Source organism: Peribacillus sp. Aquil_B1 (assembly GCF_022603275.1).
Lineage (GTDB): Bacteria > Bacillota > Bacilli > Bacillales > DSM-1321 > Peribacillus.
Genome location: NZ_JAKXEE010000001.1, coordinates 2539524 through 2560253 on the forward strand (window position 1 = coordinate 2539524; position 20730 = coordinate 2560253).

A 20730-nucleotide genomic window follows, 5' to 3' on the forward strand; every position below is an offset into this window, starting at 1 on the left:
TTTTGAAACTATAAATGTGTTTTTTTATAGACCAAACTTTTTTTCTTTTCCACCAGGAAAGACTTGGCAGATTTTAACTAACTTGAATCCGTCTTACTTTCTAAAAATATAGATTATATTTCCTGCCCGATTTTTTCCATAGCCACCGATTTAATGTAATATTTAACATTGAATTTTTTTAGTTGAATTTAGTGCAGATAATGCTTTTTCATACTCCTCCTCGAGTTCATTGACTATTTGGGCGATTGGTAGAATTTCCTCAATCATGCCTACTCCCTGACCAGCAGACCAAATGTCTTTCCATGCTTTAGCATCGGAATGAGATACATCAACAGTCTCTTTACTCTTAAGTCGTTTCGGATCAAGGCCTGCCTTTTTAATACTCGGAACAAGATAATTTGCATTTACTCCGCTAAAAGCATCTGTATAAATAATATCTTCGACTGTTGAATCAGTCACCATCTTTTGATACTCTTCTTTTGCGTTACTTTCTTCCGTTGCAATAAATCTAGTACCCATATAAGCAAAATCTGCTCCTAATGCTTTGGCTGCTAGTATGTCTTGACCGTTAGTGATACAACCTGAAAGAAGAGTAATTCCATTCCAGAACTTTTTAACTGCACCTATAAATGCAATTGGATTGATCGTCCCTCCATGTCCTCCAGCACCATTACACACTAGTACTAATCCATCAACTCCTGTTTCAGCTGCCTTTTTGGCATGAGTAAGTGTGGCTACATCAGCGAAAACAAGCCCACCATATTCATGAACAATACTTACAATCGCTTCTGGCTTTCCTAATGAAGTAATTACAATCGGTGGTTTGTATTGTTTAATTAATTCTAAATCTGTTTCATAACGTTTATTTGATTTATGAACATTAAGGTTTACAGCCCATGGTGCAATTATCTTGTCAGGGTTTAAATTTTGTGCTTCTTCCAGATCTCTTTTTATTTGTTTCATCCAATCTTCTAAAATTTCCCCAGTCCTAGCATTTAATAAAGGGAACGAACCGATTATTCCTGATTTACAAGCTTCAATAACTAATTCTGTACCTGAAACAAGAAACATTGGTGCACAAATAACAGGCAACCTTGTATTGTCTAAAAGTAAATCTAATTTAGCATTTGTCATGACTTTTACCCTCTCTTTTGATAGATTTTAAGTTGACAAGTACCACAGAAGTAAATAATAGAATTGTTCCCTTCCCAATTTCTATCATTTACAATGCTTGTTGTTCTGATTCATCCATAAGTTTTTGTTTCTTTTTAACTACATTGTCGGGTTTAGCAAAAGCAATGAGTAAGATGCCGGCGATTATAGATAGAACTACAACCATCAGAATAGTATTATCATATCCCTGAACAATATCTTTACCTGCCACCTGTACTAATTTGCCACTGACAATCGGACCGACAACACCGGCAATTGTAGAAACCCCTGCAAATGTTCCAATCATTAAAGAAGTACGCTGGGGTAGTAGGCTGCTTGATATATGTGGTCCCATAACAAATACAGCAGAAAGACAACCTTTCCCTAAAATAAGAACAGCAATCGTCCAAACAATAGAATGAATTTCAGTCATAGAATAAAAAAGGGCTGCCCCAATAAAAAATGTAAACCCAGCAACTAACACTCGAGATTTTCGATAACTGGAATTTTTCTTAAATAAGTAATCTGAAAAAATGGAAATAGATATGGTAACTAACCCCGCTAAAAGTCCAGTCAACGAAGCTACATAACTCATTTCAGATGTTGAAAGGGCCTTCGCTTTAATAAGGAAAGAAGGCATCCAAACTTGAATCCAGGAGAGGTACCAATAAACTGTAAACCCAGCAAAAAGTGTGACCAAAAACGTTAAAGAAAACATACTTGAAAAAATTTCTTTTAAATTCTCTTTTTTCTTAATAATAGGTGTTTTAGCAACCTCTTCACTACTTTCATCCGGCCGTTCTTTGCCTAGCCAGACCCATAAAATTGTCCAGAGGAGACTTACAAAACCTAATGATCCAAAGGATATTTTCCAACCGAAAGTTTCAATCAAATAAACCAGTATGGGTGCACAGACAAGCCCGCCTACAACTCCTCCAAAATTAAGAATGGAAGTGGCCATTCCTCGTGACTTTGCTGGAAACCAATGATTTAATTGGGCAATTGCAGTTGCAAAAAAAGGACCTTCGAAAATACCTAATAAAATTCGATAGGCTATAAGTAATTGTAGATTTGTTATAGCGAATGCTCCAAACTGTAGAATTGTCCAAGAAATTGCCATAATCGTGATCATTTTTCTAGTTCCAAGCCTGTCCGAAAGAGTACTGCCAAATATATTGGATATAACAAATGACCAGAAAAAGCTACTCCCTACTAATCCCCACTGTAAGGGTGTCAGTCCAAATTCTTCTGTAATAGATACAGCTGCATACCCGGCAATTGCCTTATCTGCGAAATTAATTACATAAAGAAAAAACATAAAAGCAAGGATAGCCCAACGCATAATAAAATCACTCCTCGACTATTAACATTATATTTTATTTCCTACCACGTAATTTAGGTAAAAGCGAATCATTAACACCTTTCAGAATGCTTTAGTAAAAACCATTAATTTATTTCCAACATACTCATCTTTCTAATTAGAAGATTTGCATCATTCACATGATGAAGGCAATAATCACCTGTGAGTTCGGTAGAATAAAATTAAAGTACTTGTTAGCATTCAATTTATTTAGTGTTCTTTACAATACAAAATGTTATTAATACCAAAAGGTGTGATCTATCTATGGAAGAAACTTCTTTTTAACTTCAATGTTTGTCTTCTTAGATATTGGCTTCTTCTATAGATATTCCATTCCATAAAGTCTTGAATTTTTCTATCAATCCTATTTCCGTAAAGGGTTCAGGAACACCTTTTCAGAAAAATCCCCTTGGTTATTAGACTTCAAGACGATAACTCTATCTGGAATTGATCATCATATAGAATTGGCCCTTTCTTAATCACTATTTCTTAACAATACCATTATCTGTGAATCTAAAGAGATTTATATCGTGATTTCACCCAGTCCTGACTGTTCCTTATTCAGATAACTTTCAATTTAAATTAAGGATCCAACGAAAGCAGGAGCGAATTTTAAAACTTTCCATAAGTTCTATTCCCCTTTCTTATTCAGTAAAAAATCCATCTTTCAAAATTCCACTACAGTTTTATACTGTCGCCTTTCCACTGTAAAAAAAGGATTTATATCACCTCCTATGGATTTCCCACTCCATTGATACCGCTTTCAAAAATACGAATATAAATTTGGATAACAATCATTGATCATGGTGGAAAAATTTTTTTACTGTCAAATAATAGCCAAAGTCTTCATTGAAGTTAATCTAGTTATATAATTGAGAAATGGTGACTATCATTTGACTACTATCTATAGATGCAATTATTATGCCAATACGGCGAAGTGAAGATTTGTTTCTTTGAAGATTACTTTACATTAATCACAGCAAAACCTATTAAAAACGTGTACACTTGACTGTGTTAAATTAAACACAAGAGTGTCATAATGCAGACAACATGATACACTTCTATACTCTAAACTCTTTGCAAAGTGCAGTTAATGGAAGGACAGAATATACACTCACGTAGCACGCTTTTCGGAAGCGCTTTCTTTTTGTTCTATAGGTGCATTTACTTTATTTTCAAACGGATCATACATTTTTTCTCGGATAAAAAACCAAGGAATTATTCCCGACAATCCATAAGCTATACCAAGCATTGCCAAGCCTAATCCGATTGATTGCGATTCCGCGATTATTCCTATTGTAATTGGTGCAATAGCTGCACCAAATCGCCCGATATTATAAGCTCCTCCTACAGCGGTACCTCGAATATGTGTAGGGAAACTTTCACTCATGTACGTTGAATTTATGCCGTATTGTGCCCCATAGAGGAACCCGAGAATTGTAAGTAATACAATGATATTGCCTGGTGTGTTATACAAATAAATGATTGGTAAGAAAATTGCTGTAGATATGCCTCCCAGAATATACACATTTCGACGCCCAAATCGATCAGCTAACCAACCAGCAAGAATTTTACCTAAGATCATTGCAGCATAGCTTCCTACAAGATACCCTGTCATCTTTTTAAAATCGAATCCTAATTCATCTACAATATAGGTAGGTAACCAAGTCCCTACACCGTAATAACCAAACTGTAAAAAGGTTGAAGTAAGGATCCAGAACAGGAAAATCACTCTTGTTTTCGGATCGTTGAATATTGTAAACCATTCATTTTTCTTGATTTTTTTAGGTTGTTGCTTTACTTCTATCCATCCTTTTGGTTCTGGTATCTTTAATCTAATATAAATTGCCAAAATTACAGGAACAATAGATATAAAATAAAGAGGTCGCCATCCGTAAATTGGCAAGATCGCTCCTGCCAATAAGGCTGCTACTAAGTATCCAACTGAATAAGCCGCTTGTAATGAACCCAAAATAGTCGTTCGTTTTTTCGTTGGTACATATTCAGCCATAAGCATCGTGACAATAGAATATTCTGCTCCTATCCCAATAGCAGAAATAAAACGAATGAAGATAAATTGCTCGTAGGTTTGCACTAAGCCAAGTAAAGCAGTACCAACAGAGAATAGTACCATCATATAGGTTGCCATCCGTACCCGACCAAATCGGTCAGATAACCAGCCACCAATTATTCCGCCAGTTGCCATGCCAATTAAGGACCAGGTGCTGATGATTCCCGCTTGTGTTTTAGAAATTTGGAATTCTTCCATTAAAGCTGGAAGAGTTAAAGATAGGATTTGTAAATCCATTCCATCTACCACTAGACCTAGAAAACAGGCGATGAACACAATAATCCATTTGCGATTTGATTGAGCTTTTTCCATCAAAACGCCCTCCTTTTTTATATTTAATACACCGTATTGGTTTCAAAGTCGAACGGTTTCTGCACCAAGGTACTCATGGCGTGCAGCAACCTGCCTGTACCGCTTCCATTACACCCAATTACAGAAGAGTGGACCTCGGCTTAAATCTGCTCTCACAAAGGTGGCTACCATACATGCTATAAAATTTTAGATTTTTAACTGACGGGTTTCGTTGTCTGTTTCTAAGAAAGCCATTTTAATAGCGTCATTGGGACTTTGAATCTCTGCCATTTCAGCCACAAAATCGATCTTGTCTAGACAAGAGGTACCAACTTTAGTTTTGAATTCTAATTCAAATCACCTTTCCGCTTTTTAGTTTTTTAATTTGGGTTGTAGAATAACCAAGTTCATCTAATACTTCTTCTGTATGTTCCCCGAGCAAAGGCGGGTAACGTCGAAGGTTAGCAGGTGTATCCGATAATTTAACCGGGAATCCCGGAACTTTTAAATTTTTCACAATAGGATGTTCAATTTCAATCAACATTTCCCTTGAATGAACATGAGGGTGATTGAGAATTTGTTCTATGGTGTGGATAGGACCGCACGGAACCCCTGCTCTGTTTAACCTTTCAAAAACCTCTTTACTTTCCATAGTAATCATTCTCTCAGAAATGATTTTTACAAGTTCTGTGCGATGGGAAACTCGATTAACATTTGTTATAAAACGAGAATCTTCCAGTAAATCCATCCATTCTAAAGCATGGCAACATTTTGTCCATAACCCATCATTGGCTACAGCCAATATGATATCCATGTCCTTAGTCCTGAACGATTGATAAGGAACAATTGAAGGATGAGCGGATCCCATTCTTCCAGCAGGGCTGCCTGTTGCCATAAATCCGGTTGCCAAATGATTTAACAAAACAATTTGCCCATCAAGCAAACTTACATCGATAAACTGTCCTTTTCCTGTTTTTTGTGTAGAGAATAATGCACTTAGAATTCCATATACAGCAAACATACCCGTTGTCAAATCGACGATGGACATTCCTGCTTTTGCGGGTGCCCTGTCAGCATCACCCGTAATACTCATTAGTCCTCCAAACCCTTGCAACAGAAGGTCATAGCCCGCTCTAAACCTTTCGGGGCCTGTTCTGCCGAATCCCGATATCGAACAGTACACCAAACGGGGATTTATTTCTTTTAAAGTTTCATAATCTAAACCGAGCTTTTCCAGTGTACCTGTTCTATAGTTTTCTACTAAAATATCAGCATCTTTTGCTAATTTATATATGATTTCTCTTCCCTCTGTACTTTTTAGATCAACCGTAATACTTCGTTTGTTTCGGTTTGATGTAAGATAATAACAGCTTTCACCGTCCCATGTAGGAGGAGTGAAGCGTCTTGACTCATCTCCCATCCCAGGCTGCTCTACCTTTATCACATCCGCTCCCATGTCTCCAAGCAACATGGTACAAAATGGACCAGCTAGTGTTCTTGATAAATCAAGTACTTTAATACCTTCCAAGGATGATTGCATATTTATCTTCTCCTTATCAGTCTGAATTTTGGTTATTAGCGTTTGTATATAATTCTATAGATTAGTAACTTTCTTGCTCCAAAGCTTTAACCACCATCTAAGTGGACTCTTGATAAACATTATTTCGAGCTTCCTCCCTAGAAAAAACAAAACAGAATTTGCAATTTCATACGCTGTTTCAATGGTTAGGGTAATCTATTCCTTCATTAAATGTCTTTGAACATCACAAGCCTAAGGCTTTTAATTATGGGAGTATCAATAAAACTTGGAGAAATACATTTTACTTTTACATTTTGTGAATTCCAGTGATAAAGCACGGGTTAAACTCACCCCCCTTCAGATAAGGATTATAAACTTACTACACGAGGAGTATATTCTCTGATGCATCAATCAAAATATTTGATTTACTCTAAAAGGATACTGCTTCGGATGTTCTACAAAATTCTTAAAGCTTTTCACTTAGAGAGTTATTAAAATTAAATGCAAGAATCATGCCATGATTCTCAATTAATGAGGTGACTAGTTAGGTTATCTTTTTTATCTATAAATTGTTATTTTCCTATTAACTAGAAGAAGATTTTGATAAAGGGGGTAGAGAAGTAAATATAAAGATTCTATTACAGAAAAATAAACCCCTTTATATTTAGGGGCAGGGTCAGGAAGAAGCTGATTTAAAACGTTAAATATAAAAACCCAAATTTTATCTATTATATACAAAGATAAAACATGGGTTTATTTTTTACTAACGCACGATTTAGTTTTAAGCAGAAAACTTCACAATCGCTTCTCCACTTTAACGGTTAACATAAACCAATTCCTGCTTATAAATCATTGGGTCACTCCCTCGAACTCTCTCGAAAAAAACTTTACTCAATTAATAATTTTATAAAGTTCCTACCATACCGCCGTCAATATTAACTGATGTACCTGTAACATAAGAAGCTGCATCTGAAACAAGGAAAGTAATCACTTTAGCTGCCTCATCCGTATTTCCGATACGACCTAGAGGAATTTGACGTTCTTTACTAGAAAACTCTTCCCATGATAGTTCTGGGTTCTGATTTTTCCACATTCTTTCAATCTGTTCACTTCGAATCCAACCAATACATACGGTATTCACACGAATATTGTCTGGACCAAAGTCTTTACTCATTGCTTTTGTTAAGGCCATACCTGCTGCTCTGCTGACTGAAGTAGGTAACGATGATGCAGGGGGTGTCTTTCCAATTACAGCTGTCACGTTGATGATCGCGCCTCCTCCAACTTGTCGCATATGTGGTAAGGCATAGCGAGAACAATGAATGGCACCGAATAGTTTTAAATCGAGATCTTTTTGCCAAAGATCAGTTCCTACTTCCTCAAATGGATGGGCTTGAGAAGTACCAGCATTATTAACTAAAATGTCTAAACGCCCATATTTTTCGACTGTAGCAGAAACTATCTTTCGACAAGCCTCTTCGTTTGTAACATCCGTTTCTAAAAAAAATACTTTCTTACCTGTTTGTTCAAAAATATAAGCAGCAGCCTCTATTAAACGGTTTTTATTTCTTGCACAAATGGTCACCTCGGCTCCTTCTTTTACTAAATATAGTGCCGTTTCTAAGCCAATCCCTCTACTTGAACCAGTGATTAGCGCAACCTTTCCGTTTAACCCTATTTCCATAATAAGCTCCTTTCTGAAAATAATAATATTAAAAATTATTCTGTACTTATCTTTAAAAATAAAACTACATTTCCCTTACACAACCGCTTATAAAGTTTGTCAATAATAAAAGACACTAGCCACATCGTTTGTGTGATTTAACGAACGGTTACCATCGTTTAACGCAGGTTACACATGGTCACAATGTTAAAATTGAATAATAACCAAATAGAGCTTTATACACGATAGGAGCTGTTATTTCAATACAACATATAATCAACCACAATAATAGTTACGGGAAGGAGTTGAGTCATTAATTTCAGATTTATACTCAGTGTTCTCCATATTCATGTTGTAAGCGATAATAAAGTCCATTAAAAAATCTCTAAATGGTTCTCCCTTCTTGATAAGCCGAACTAAATGTTTGACTATTCCCATTTTTTCACTCTTTTTAAATAATGGGCTTCGTTTGTATTGATTCTTGTAATAAAAAATTTCTTGACTCGCTAACTCCCGAGGTAAATACCCTGCTTTTATGAAGCGCTTTATTTTTTCTTCCCTTATTTCAATAATATCCAAATAATCGTTAAGTTCCTTTTTATATTCATCTTTAAGAAAAATTCCTTTATGATGTGACGTGACGAAATATTTTGCTTCAACATCTAATGTTTTTCGTGCGGACTCTATAAATTTGTCAATATTACTTTCAGCATCACAGTAAAAAGGTCCAAAAGAGCTTAAATCAAAATCTCCTACAAAAAGGATTCCGTAGTCGATGAGATAAGGACAACAGTACCCTTCTGTATGGCCAGGGGAATGTATCATAATAACATTGGTATCCGACACCTTCATATTTAGATCATATGAATAAGTACCATTAACATCTAGAGTTCTCTTACCAATAATATGGTCTTGATATTTTCTATTCTGCTGTCTCTGAACCAATTCTTTAATGTCTTCTTTACCAAATACAGCATAAAAACCTTCAGACTTTAAGATCTCATGTATATCAGATACCTTTTTGATATCAAATGGGTTGATAAATTTTTCAGCTTCGGTAAATAGTTGTGCCCCCCAAATATGATCAACATGATGGTGGGTCAAGTAAATTTGCTTCACATTGTGTTCTTTTTGCATGTAATTAAATGCTTTTCGGCCTGCACCACAATCTATAAGGGTTGAATGTTCTTTCCCCCTAATAATTAGTGATGTTGAGAATGGAACATGGCTATTATTTTCACCCATGATTATTTCCACAGGACCTATTTTCCGGTAGTTCATTTTCATTCCTACTCTCTTAATCTACTAAATTGTGGTTTCTGTATAACCTGAATTTTTGCAAGCGTCAAATAGTCCATAAACCTCTATCTCTACACCTATCCAGGAGATGTTCCATTTACTCCTTCTTTCATAATCCAGTATTGAAAACAACTGTGAAAACAATAATGAATGAAGTGAATAAGTGTATCGCCTTAGTAGAAATGTCACTTATGAAGGGAGTTGATTGAGACACTAGACAATAATTGTTAAAATCGATCCTTTTTTAACAGAATAGAAGGATCAATCATATTCACAGCCAAAATATAGATAGGGAGATATAGTAGGTAGTCGCTGATGATCTATTCCCGAATATTAACTATATGAGCCCCCGTTTACTAGGTGTACCTGTCCGTTTATATAGTTTGAAAGTGGAGAGGACAGGTAAAAAATCGCAGAGGCTGCTTCTTTAGCTTCTCCAGCCCGTCTTTGCGGGATTTTATTGATAATCGCATCCCTCACTTTAGTTGGAATTCCGACCTGAGCTCCATTTACGCTTCCACCTTCCTCTTTAGGACGAGTTAGACGTGTATCAATAAATCCAAATGCAACAGAGTTACAGTTAATATTAAATTGTCCCCATTCTAAAGCAATTGTCTTGGTTAAACCTAGTACACCTGCTTTAGCTGCTGCGTAATTTGCCTGTCCAACATTTCCTTTAACTCCCGACATAGAAGAAACATTAACTATTTTCCGGTAATTAGTTACCCCGTTTTCAATCTCTTTTTTTGCAGCGTTACGCATGTATGGAGTTGCCTCACGAATTAATCGAAATGGAGCAATTAAATGTATGTCAAGCATCTCCTGAAATTGTTCATCCGTTAATCGATGAACTAAATTATCAGCTGTATATCCGGCATTATTCACAAGAATATCTAATCTTCCAAAATTCTTTATGGTTGTATCGATAATATTTTTTGCAAAATCGGGTGCCGTTACATCTCCGCAGAAAGAAATGGCTTCACCACCTGCTTCCCGGATGGCTGTAACCGCTTCAGCAGCAGGGGCTTCATCCTTATCTGTGATGACCACTTTAGCACCATGATCAACGAACATTTGAGCAACTTCGCGTCCAATACCTCGAGCAGATCCAGTAACAATGGCAACTTGATTTTTTAACATTTCACTCATCATCTTCCCTCCTCACATTCCCATTTTTTTCGCAATAATAACTTTCATAATTTCATTGGTGCCCGCAAAAATTGGTGAGATTGCAATATCTCTATAACGGCGGGCAATTTTATATTCCTCCATATAGCCATAACCTCCATGGAGTTGCATACATTTAGAGGAAATCCTTCTAGCCATATCAGTTATCCACCATTTGGCCATCGAAACCTCTGTAACGATTTCCTCTTCATTTTGATGCCTTACTATTAACTGATCTATAAATGTACGTCCAAGCTGAATCTCTGTTGCAATTTCCGCCAGTGTAAATTGAGTATTCTGAAATTTGCTGATAGACTGACCGAACGCTTCTCTTTCCTTAACATATTGAAGCGTAATATCAAGCATATCCTCTGCAGCGACTTGACCACCAATTGCTACTAAAATTCGTTCTTGTTGGAGCTTAGACATCAAATATTTAAAGCCTTGGCCTTCTTCTCCAAGTAGATTAGTAGCGGGCACTTTGACATCTTCAAATATAAGTTCGGAGGTATCCTGAGCGTGCATTCCAACTTTTTTCAGTTTTCTTCCTCTCGAAAAACCTGGTGTGTCTTTTTCTACCAGTAATAGACTGACTCCTTTATGAGGAGGATTAGCCGTTGGATCTGTTTTGCAGGCCACTACAATTAAATCAGAATGTATACCATTTGTAATAAATGTTTTTTGGCCATTAATAATGTAGGAATCGCCATCCTTAATAGCTGTTGTACGAATATTAGCTAAATCCGAACCTGTTCCTGGCTCTGTCATGGCAATGGCTGTAATAATGTCCCCACTAACACATCCTGGAAGGTATTTTCTTTTTTGCTCTTCTGTACCAAATGAATCTAAATAAGGAACGATCACATTACTATGTGTTCCTGGTCCCGCAAGTCCTGCCCCAACCCTGCCTAATTCTTCAGTCAGAATAATAGATAAACCAAAATCTCCATTCACTCCACCATACTCTTCGCTTACATAGGGACATAGGAAGCCATTTTGACCTAATTTTGTCCAAAATGAGCGGGGAACCAGTCGATCTTCTTCCCATTGTTCAAAGTAGGGAATTGCCTCCTTTTCTAAAAATTTTCTTAGCGAATCCCGAAACATTAAATGCTCTTCGGAAAAATAAGGGCGTTCTGATTTTTGGACATCATATACTGCAGTTTTTGTCATTTCAATACCTCCATTTTTATAAAAACTGGGAACTTTTATTAAAAAATAAGGATACAATTCCTTTTTTAAATTGTTGATTTTTTCCTCAGTTGGTTAATCCGCCTGCTCTACACGCTCCAATTGAAAATTCTCAAATCTCGAAATCTTCATTAGAAACTCTATCACTTACCGAAACAGATAAACTGAACGATATTATATGTCTGTATGTTATATTTAAATTCTATTAATCTAGCGACTTCACTCTTTTCCTTAAATATTAATACAATTAAAATTATTTAGTTTTTTTAACTTCAAATTGAGCCTTTACTTTTACCTGTCCCTCTTCATTAATAGCAGAAGCTTCACAAATCCATCGATCTTTGGTTTCATCTACAATGCTGCCTTTAACTGTGATTTTTTCTCCAGGTCTTGTCATAGCCCGAAACCTAACAGAAAATTTTGCAAGGTCTTTTACGGAGAACCATTGACCGATTGCCTGACCAACAAACCCCATAATCATCATGCCATGCGCAATCACTCCACCTAATCCCGCTGACTCCGCAAATGGTACAACCGTGTGTATAGGATTAAAATCTCCCGATGCTCCTGCATATTGAACGAGCTGTGAATGGGTAATTTCTTCTTTTTGCAATGGCTCAAAACAATAACCAACTTCCATGCTATTCCCCCCCTAGTGTCTTTCAATAACGGTAGAACGGCTAATTAATACCGTTTTGCCATATTGGTTTAGATATTCTTTTTTTAGAACGACAAAATTCATGGATGATTTCGTATATACATTTTCAACTACACTGTTTACAGTAATCTCATCACCTGGCTTAATTTCTTCTATATATTCGTACTCTTGTTCTCCATGAAGTACTTTCTTAACGTTTAATCCTAAAAGCTCAGATGTAGAAACTCCCCCACCCCAGAAGTCTATGACTGTCGGAAAAGTTGGTAAAATCCTTTCTCCCTTCAGGTAATCCTCTTCAAGATCACTAATCGCTAATGCAAGTTCTTTTATTTTCCCTTTTTCAACTTTGAAGGTATAGGATTCTAATTTCATACCGATTTTTTCTTCTAATGCTGTACTCAAAATCATCACTCCTCATTTTTTGAACTTTTACGAAATTTCTTTCCCTACAATTGATATGAAAGAGACACACTGCATAGGAGTTCCACCAAGATTATGGGTTAAACCGATCTTAGGATTATCCAATTGCCGTTTCCCTGCACGACCTTGGAATTGTAAATACATTTCATAAAGCATTCTCAAGCCACTTGCCCCAATCGGATGACCAAAAGACTTCAATCCTCCATCTGGATTAACTGGTAATTCGCCTCCTAATTCGAACACACCATTCAAGACATCCTTCCACCCTTGCCCACGTTCGCTGAATCCTAAATCTTCATATATAACCAATTCTGTAGGAGTAAAACAATCATGTACTTCGGCCATACTGATTTCTTTTCTTGGGTTTTTTATACCTGCTTGTCGATAGGCTGCCTGGGAGGCTGCTACATTCTCTTTAAAGGTCGTAAAGTCATAGTCCTGACGTAATCGCCCATCTCCAGGGCCTGCAGCAATAGATAGCGCTTTCACATACATCGGGTCTTTTCTATATTTATGAGCATCTTCTGTACGCACAATAATTGCAGCTGCTGCCCCATCTGCGACTCCTGAACAATCCATGATTCCAAGCGGTGCTGCTACCATTGGAGATTTAGAAATCTTATCCATCGACACTTCACTTCGATATTGGGCTTTTGGATTCAAAGAGCCATTATAGTGATTTTTCCAGGCGATTCGTGATAATACTTCTCTTCCTTGTTCAGGGGTTAATCCATATTTTTTATAGTATGCCGGTGCCAGGAATGAAAAGGAAGCGGGTGCAGAATAATTTGGTGCCGTCCCATCACTTGGTGGTTTTGGTGAATTTAGTCCACTAAATCCTGAATCCTTTAGTTTTTCTACTCCAATTGCAAGGACAATATCATAGGCACCTGAAGCCACTGCATAACATGCATTACGAAATGCTTCAGATCCTGTCGCACACATATTCTCTACTCTTGTTACTGGAATAAACTGTGTTTTTAATGGCCCTGATAACGTGATACCTGCATACCCGGAAATCATCGTTCCAAGCCAAGCAGCTTCAACATCCGTTGGTTCAATCCCTGCATCAGCGAATGCTTCATATGCTGCGTCTACCAATAAATCATCTACACTTTTATCCCAATGCTCAGTAAACCTTGTACATCCCATTCCAATAACGGCAACTTGATCACAAATTCCTTTTTTGCTCAAATCAGTCACTCTCCTTGTCCCTAATAGGCCGCGCTTTCCAGAAGTAATTACTGATGCCCCCTGCTTCATACAGGCGTCTGAATGTCATTTCTACTTTCATGCCAATCTCAATTTCCTTCATATTACAATCGGTTACCTCACATATAATTCGTCCTCCTTCTTCAAAGTCAACAACAGCTACAATCATTGGAGGCGCAGGAGATGCTGCTAGATAATCTAGGGTAAAGGTAGTCACTTTGGCAGATTGACCAACAAAGCGATAATCATCCATTTCATCTTTGGCTTGACACTGTACACATACACGTTGTTTTGGAAATTGCGGTGTGCCACAATTACGGCATTTTGATCCAGTAAATCCAAGGTTTTGATGATAGTTTCTATATAATGCAGGAGCTGATGGTCGTTCTGTTTCTGGTCTTCTTGGAGCTTCTGTTCTTATTAAATCTCTCCATTTCAGATGGTCACTGTAAGAAATTTGATCATTTTTTACATTCAAATAGCCCTGAATTCCTTTGCGTTTACCAAATTCGGAAATTGCCTCTGTTACTTCAAACAACATGAAATCTATCCCTTCTGCAAACGCAGCGACTACCAATCGATCTCCCGGTTTGGCATCTTCCAACGCAGACACGAGCATCATGGGTGCATGAGCAGTTCCTGTTGAACCAACCATATCAAACAAAGGATTTTGCACTTGATTACTTTTGAATCCTAGTGCACGGGCAGCTTCTAAATGAGAACGTGTTCCAAGTCCCGAAATAATAACCTTAGTAATCGAGTCAGCAGTACAATCATTTTTTTCCAGAAAAGGAGCAATTGCATTCTTTACTTGTTTTATAAATACAGAAGTTCCAAATCGTTCATCCCAGTTTTGGGTGAATAGGTCAGATTGGCTACGCCACTGACTGAGGATTTCACCTTGGACAGTTCCTCCATCAATGATATTTGCAATGACATCCGCTCCGCTGCCAACTAAGATGGAAGCCGCCCCATCACCAAACCATTGTTCATTTTGTCCAGTAGGTGCACCCGTCCGACAATCTGAGGTAATGATAAGTGTTTGTTCCTTTTCGTTAGCAGCTAAAATAGCAGAGGTTCCGCTTCTTAGTGAGGAGGTTGCTTCGATTCCCCGTACACTTTCATTTAAATTTAATGCTGTGGCTATAGTTGAAACCGATCCTTTTTCTTTGTATGGAGCGCTTGTTGTAGCAAAATAAACAGCATCAACATTTTGGGTATTAACTCCTTGTAAGCAATCAAGTGCTGCTTCTACTCCCATTGAAACACTGTCTTCATCATATCCAGCAACAGCTTTTTCTCCACTGAACGTACGTTTGCCAAAAAACTCGCCGATTTTTTTTCTTTGGAGCCGATTATATGGAATATAGGCTCCGTAAGAAATAATTCCTTTCATACTCTTTCCTCCTCTCAATTTCAACCAGTATGATGTAATAATCCATTTTTGATGAAACTAGATTCATATTTATATAATTAGTTAGAAAATATCTTTCAAATTAAGTGCTCTTTCCTCACAAAGGTTTTCATTTTAGTTGCTTGAATACATTCGAATGTTGTCCAAGTTCTGGAGGAGGTTCGATACAACTTTGGATATTATCATCATCAACATACCTTGTTGCTGTGTAGCGGATACCTTCTTTTTCAAAAATGTAACCTCTACTCTTAATTAATGGATGATTAAACAATTCACCTGTTTCAAGTACGGGAGCTAAACAGCAGTCAATTTCCAACGAAAACTGTGTCCAATCTGCCATTGTTCGGCTAGCAAATACCTCTTTCATTTCTAAGAAAACAGGATTTTCATTCTGAGCAAGCGAAAAATGTTCTGAAATCCAATTTTCCCTTTTTAATGCATTGCAGAAATTCCTCCAAAACTTCGGCTCTAATGCTCCTAAACTTACAAACCGGTTATCTTTGGTTTCATAAATAAAATAGCAAACGTGCTTACTTTGTAACTTTTCTATACCATGCTGCTCCCCTGTGATACCCTCAATTAGAATATGATTAGACATTAATGGTAATAGTGAATCCGTAATTGACACATCAAGGAATGTCCCTTCGCCAGTTCTTTCTCTCTTCACCACCGCTCCTAAGATCGCTTCACTTGCTGTTATTCCACCGATAAAATCAGCAATTTGTGCGCTAGGATGAATAGGTCGCCCCTTCTCATCTTTTAATTGAGAAAGTAAACCGCTAATTGACATATAGTTGAGGTCATGCCCTCCTAAATGGCGCATAGCTTCTGTTTGCCCATAACCTGAAAGCGAACAATAAATGATGTCTTGTTTTTCCTTAGCGGCTTCTTCATAACCTATTCCTAGACGATTTGCTACACCAGGTCGGTAGCTTTCAATCACTATGTCAGCAGAGGCAATTAATTCTAAAGCAGTCTGCCTATCTGTTGGTTCCTTTAAATTAAGTACTATACTTTTTTTATTCCGGTTCTGGGCTTGAAAAACAAATCCCATCGTTTCTTTTCTATATGATACACGCGACGGATCCCCTGTTGGTGATTCTACTTTTATAACCTCGGCTCCTAAATCGGCTAAACGTAATGTTGTATGGGGGGCAGGGAGATATTGGGAAAAATCAATGACACGCATTCCTTCAAGCATTAATAATTTCTCCTTTCTTGACCCTATCTATTATCATTAATATGCTTCACTGTAAAATTCTTAATTATATCGCTAATTCCAAAATTTCGGCGATGTCCATGGTCACAATGTCACCTTCCACTTCCATTGCTTTCGTTCCATCACTAAGCATGGTTAAACAGTATGGACATCCACTTGAGATGGTAGAGGACTTGGTTGCAATGGCCTGTTCAGTTCTTGCTACGTTGATGCGAGTCCCCGTATCTTCTTCCATCCACATACGTCCACCACCCGCTCCACAGCACATCGCCGCGTCACGACTGCGTACCATTTCAATAAGCTTTACACCTGGAATCGATTTTAATATTTCCCTCGGTGGATCATATACCTCGTTGTATCTTCCTAAATAGCATGAATCATGGAAAGTAATGGTCTCATTCACTTCGTTTTTCGGCACTAGTCTACCTTCTTTAACAAGTTCTGCAAGAAGTTCTGTATGATGGTACACTTCCGCTTCCAAGCCAAAGTCTGGATACTCATTTTTGAACGTATTATAAGCATGAGGATCAATCGTTACAATTTTCTTCACGTCATTTTTTTCAAATTCTTCAATGTTCTTCGTTGCAAGTTCTTGGAATAGAAATTCATTTCCTAGACGCCTGGTCGTATCCCCTGAGTTCTTTTCTTTGCTTCCTAAAATGGCAAACTTTACTTCTGCTTCATTTAAAAGTTTTGCAAAGGATAGAGCAATTTTTTGACATCGATTATCATAGGAACCCATAGACCCCACCCAGAATAAATATTCAAATTCCTCTCCTTGTTTCTTTAATTCCTTTGCAGTAGGAATATAGACATCTTCACGTATCTCACGCCAGTGTTCTTTCTCTTTACGGTTCAGGCCCCATGGATTTCCTTGGCGTTCAATATTTTGCATCGCACGCTGTGCATCGGCATCCAGCTTACCTTCTGTTAATACGAGGTAACGACGAAGATCAATGATTTTGTCCACATGCTCGTTCATAACCGGACACTGATCTTCACAATTACGGCAAGTTGTACAAGCCCAAATTTCCTCTTCTGTGATCACATCGCCAATAAGACTTGGAGAATAATCAAGAGTTGCCGCAGCTTCTTGAACACCATTTGTTTTTGACATCATCGCAAGTTGATTCCCTTTTGTGTTAGTAAACGCAAATCCTGGCACCCATGGCGATTTGGACGTAAACGCAGCCCCTGTATTGGTTAAATGGTCCCGCAGTTTAATAATAAAATCCATTGGAGAAAGCATCTTCCCTGTTACTGAAGCCGGACACATATTTGTGCATCGTCCACATTCTGCACATGCATATAAATCAATCAGCTGCTGCTGAGTAAAATTCTGTATTTTCCCTACTCCGTATTCCTCTACATCTTCTTCCTCAAAATCAACCTTCCTCAATTTTCCAACAGGACCAACTTTCTTAAAAAAGATATTGAACATAGCGAATAGCTCGTGTGCTTGTTTAGACTGAGGCACAAACACCAGGAATGAAAAGACGGTTATCATATGCACCCACCAAAATAGATAGAACAATACAGTCCCTGCCGTTGATCCAATGCCGGAAAATAATAACGTAATAGAACCAGAAAATGGGGCGTAGGTCAGATTAGGTTCTTGATCTAACATAATCGCTTCGAATCCTAATGTAAGCAGGATTGATAAAGTTAAAGTACATAAAGCGATATAGACAAAAGCAGCTTTACCATCACGCTTCCATTGCAATCGATTTAACTTTTCCCCATAGCGACGGAAGAATCCATATACGACCGCCAACAGCATAAGGAATGTCGCACACTCCTGCATAAGACTAAAATATTTATGCCCATCACCAAAAGGAAATTCATACCCTCTAATAAACCCTTTTATGATGAGTTCAATAAGTCCCACTTGAATGATAAAGAAGGTGTAAAATAATACCAAGTGCATCAGCCCGCTTTTCTTGTCTTTAAACAACTTTCGCTGTCCGAGTCCATTCACTAACACAGCATTGATGCGCTCTTTAAAGCTTGGTTCAAATTCAGCTTTTTTGCCCAGTTTCACAAACAAATAGCGGGTGTATACAAGCTGGACAAACAAGAAAACTGCAAATCCTGACAGTGCTATGAAAGCTAGTAAATTTAACAGTGATAGCATCTTGTTCCTCCTCCATTTTGAATAATTCAGAATTCTATATTAAACAGAAACCAGAACTTTTTTAATTTCTTCTGTTAAAAGGGGAACTACTTCAAACAAGTCTCCGACAATGCCATAGTCTGCCACTTGGAAAATGTTTGCTTCTGGGTCTTTGTTAATGGCAACGATGACTTTTGAATTTGACATTCCTGCCAGATGCTGAATGGCTCCAGAAATCCCACAGGCAATGTATAAATCAGGTGTCACAACTTTTCCAGTTTGACCAATTTGAAGTGAATAATCGCAATAATCGGCATCGCATGCTCCGCGTGATGCCCCTACAGCACCGCCTAATATGTTTGCAAGCTCTTGTAAAGGTTTGAATCCATCTTCGCTCTTAACACCTCGCCCCCCTGCAACAATAACTTTTGCTTCTGATAAATCCACTCCTTCAGAGGTTTTGCGTACGATCTCTTTAATGACAGTACGAAGGTCTTTTATATCAGCCTCAAACGAGCTTACTTCACCAGAACGCATCTCATCTTTTTCGAGTGCAGCAATATTGTTTGGGCGAATGGTCGTAAATGTAATTCCATCGGTAATGACGTTCTTCTCGAATGCTTTTCCAGAGTAAATCGGGCGAGTAAATACGACTTGATCACCTATTACTTCAACAGCAATTGTGTCGGAAATTAATCCCGATTCGATTTTTGCAGCAATTTTTGGTGAAAGATCTTTTCCAAAAGCCGTATGCCCCATGATGATTCCTTCAGGCTTTTCAGCCTCAATGACCTGAAGCAATGCCTGTCCAAAGCCATCAGATGTATAAGATTTCAACTTTTCATTTTCAACTAAAACTACTCGATCAGCACCATATGCGATCATTTCCTGTGCAAGGTCTGAGACATTAGCATTTAGAAGCACACCGACAACTTCACCGCCTTCAGAAACTGTTTTTGCTGCTGCAATCGCTTCAAATGATACATTTCGAAGAAAACCATCACGAATTTCACCTATTACTAAAATTTTTCTAGTCATTATGATTCCTCCCCTTAAATTACTTTAGCTTCCATATGAAGTAGATTTATTAGTTCTTTTATTTGATTTTCAAGCTCGCCTACCAGAATTTTTCCTGCTTCCTTTTTCGGTGGAAGATAAACCTCAATCGTTTTAGATTTAGGGGCTACATCGGCTTCTTCAAGATCAAGATCATCTAGTTCCAATTCTTCAAGTGGCTTTTTCTTCGCCTTCATAATGCCAGGCAATGATGGATAACGTGGTTCATTTAATCCTTGTTGTGCCGTCACAAGTAATGGGAGCGCAGTTTCAATTATTTCACTATCTCCTTCTACATCACGCTCGATGACAACTGTTTTGCCATCAATATTAATTTTCGTAATGGTTGTTACATATGGAATGTCTAACAATTCAGCAAGACGCGGACCGACCTGACCGGAACTTTTATCAATTGAAACATTTCCTCCTATAATTAAGTCAAATTCATTTTCATTAAAATATTTTGATAGAATGCTAGAAGTTGTAACTGGATCACTTTCATCAAGGTTATCTTCTGTATTAATTAAAACAGCTTGGTCACACCCCATCGCAAGTGCTGTGCGCAATTGTTTCTCAGCCACGTCATTGCCAATGGTGACAACTGAAACAGTTCCACCATGTTTATCTTTTAATAGAATCGCCTCTTCGATTGCATACTCATCATACGGATTTATGATGAATTCTGCCCCTCCCTCATCTATTACTCCATTTATTATGTTTATTTTTTCCTCAGTATCAAACGTTCTTTTTAATAGAACATGAATATTCATTGTTATTTCTCCCCATTTTATAGAATTTATTGTTTTATAAAGCTTGCTTAACTAGCTTGAATTTTTTATTGAATCTTAAATCAAACAGTAAAAATCTCCTAAAACATTCTTATCCCCTCATCCATCATGATTTTTCAATAATCCATAAGGGTTAA

The 20730-nt window shown here is 37.5% G+C and carries 16 protein-coding genes; all 16 read right to left on the bottom strand.

Annotation, left to right across the window (positions count from 1 at the left end):
* Nucleotides 1-162: 162 nt before the first annotated feature.
* The 16 genes from MPH60_RS12370 to MPH60_RS12445 all read right to left on the bottom strand — a co-directional run bounded on the left by MPH60_RS12370 (nucleotide 163) and on the right by MPH60_RS12445 (nucleotide 20575).
* A complete protein-coding gene (locus MPH60_RS12370; RefSeq protein WP_241588977.1) occupies nucleotides 163-1134 on the bottom strand; it encodes an NAD(P)H-dependent flavin oxidoreductase in 972 nt (323 codons plus the stop codon).
* 88 nt (nucleotides 1135-1222) lie between these two features.
* A complete protein-coding gene (locus MPH60_RS12375) occupies nucleotides 1223-2494 on the bottom strand; it encodes an MFS transporter (RefSeq protein ID WP_241588978.1) in 1272 nt (423 codons plus the stop codon).
* Nucleotides 2495-3626: 1132 nt separating this feature from the next.
* Entirely contained in the window at nucleotides 3627-4895 is a 1269-nt protein-coding gene (locus tag MPH60_RS12380) for an MFS transporter (protein WP_241588979.1), read from the bottom strand.
* Nucleotides 4896-5226: 331 nt separating this feature from the next.
* Complete coding sequence (locus MPH60_RS12385; protein ID WP_241588980.1) at nucleotides 5227-6414, bottom strand: CaiB/BaiF CoA transferase family protein; 1188 nt, start codon at nucleotides 6412-6414, stop codon at nucleotides 5227-5229.
* An 883-nt stretch (nucleotides 6415-7297) separates the two neighbouring features.
* Entirely contained in the window at nucleotides 7298-8077 is a 780-nt protein-coding gene (locus MPH60_RS12390; protein ID WP_241588981.1) for an SDR family NAD(P)-dependent oxidoreductase, read from the bottom strand.
* A gap of 255 nt (nucleotides 8078-8332) precedes the next feature.
* Nucleotides 8333-9343 (bottom strand): MBL fold metallo-hydrolase, encoded by a 1011-nt coding sequence (locus MPH60_RS12395; RefSeq protein WP_241588982.1) that lies wholly within the window; start codon nucleotides 9341-9343, stop codon nucleotides 8333-8335.
* 345 nt (nucleotides 9344-9688) lie between these two features.
* Entirely contained in the window at nucleotides 9689-10504 is an 816-nt protein-coding gene (locus MPH60_RS12400; RefSeq protein ID WP_241588983.1) for an SDR family NAD(P)-dependent oxidoreductase, read from the bottom strand.
* Nucleotides 10505-10516: 12 nt separating this feature from the next.
* Nucleotides 10517-11695 (bottom strand): acyl-CoA dehydrogenase family protein, encoded by a 1179-nt coding sequence (locus MPH60_RS12405; protein ID WP_241588984.1) that lies wholly within the window; start codon nucleotides 11693-11695, stop codon nucleotides 10517-10519.
* 271 nt (nucleotides 11696-11966) lie between these two features.
* Nucleotides 11967-12353: a MaoC/PaaZ C-terminal domain-containing protein gene (locus MPH60_RS12410; RefSeq protein ID WP_241588986.1), complete on the bottom strand. Its 387-nt coding sequence runs from the start codon at nucleotides 12351-12353 to the stop codon at nucleotides 11967-11969.
* Nucleotides 12354-12365: 12 nt separating this feature from the next.
* Nucleotides 12366-12773 (bottom strand): FAS1-like dehydratase domain-containing protein, encoded by a 408-nt coding sequence (locus MPH60_RS12415; RefSeq protein ID WP_241588988.1) that lies wholly within the window; start codon nucleotides 12771-12773, stop codon nucleotides 12366-12368.
* A 27-nt stretch (nucleotides 12774-12800) separates the two neighbouring features.
* Nucleotides 12801-13985 (bottom strand): acetyl-CoA acetyltransferase, encoded by a 1185-nt coding sequence (locus MPH60_RS12420; protein WP_101221706.1) that lies wholly within the window; start codon nucleotides 13983-13985, stop codon nucleotides 12801-12803.
* Between the two features lies 1 nt (nucleotide 13986).
* A complete protein-coding gene (locus MPH60_RS12425) occupies nucleotides 13987-15399 on the bottom strand; it encodes an OB-fold domain-containing protein (RefSeq protein WP_241588990.1) in 1413 nt (470 codons plus the stop codon).
* Nucleotides 15400-15526: 127 nt separating this feature from the next.
* Nucleotides 15527-16618 carry a CaiB/BaiF CoA transferase family protein gene (locus MPH60_RS12430; RefSeq protein WP_241588992.1) on the bottom strand — a complete coding sequence of 364 codons (1092 nt, stop codon included), beginning with the start codon at nucleotides 16616-16618 and terminating at the stop codon, nucleotides 15527-15529.
* Nucleotides 16619-16682: 64 nt separating this feature from the next.
* On the bottom strand, nucleotides 16683-18770 hold the full coding sequence (locus tag MPH60_RS12435; protein WP_241588994.1) for a (Fe-S)-binding protein: 2088 nt from the start codon (nucleotides 18768-18770) through the stop codon (nucleotides 16683-16685).
* A 39-nt stretch (nucleotides 18771-18809) separates the two neighbouring features.
* Nucleotides 18810-19787 (bottom strand): electron transfer flavoprotein subunit alpha/FixB family protein, encoded by a 978-nt coding sequence (locus MPH60_RS12440; RefSeq protein ID WP_241588995.1) that lies wholly within the window; start codon nucleotides 19785-19787, stop codon nucleotides 18810-18812.
* 14 nt (nucleotides 19788-19801) lie between these two features.
* Entirely contained in the window at nucleotides 19802-20575 is a 774-nt protein-coding gene (locus tag MPH60_RS12445) for an electron transfer flavoprotein subunit beta/FixA family protein (RefSeq protein ID WP_241588996.1), read from the bottom strand.
* Nucleotides 20576-20730: the final 155 nt, after the last annotated feature.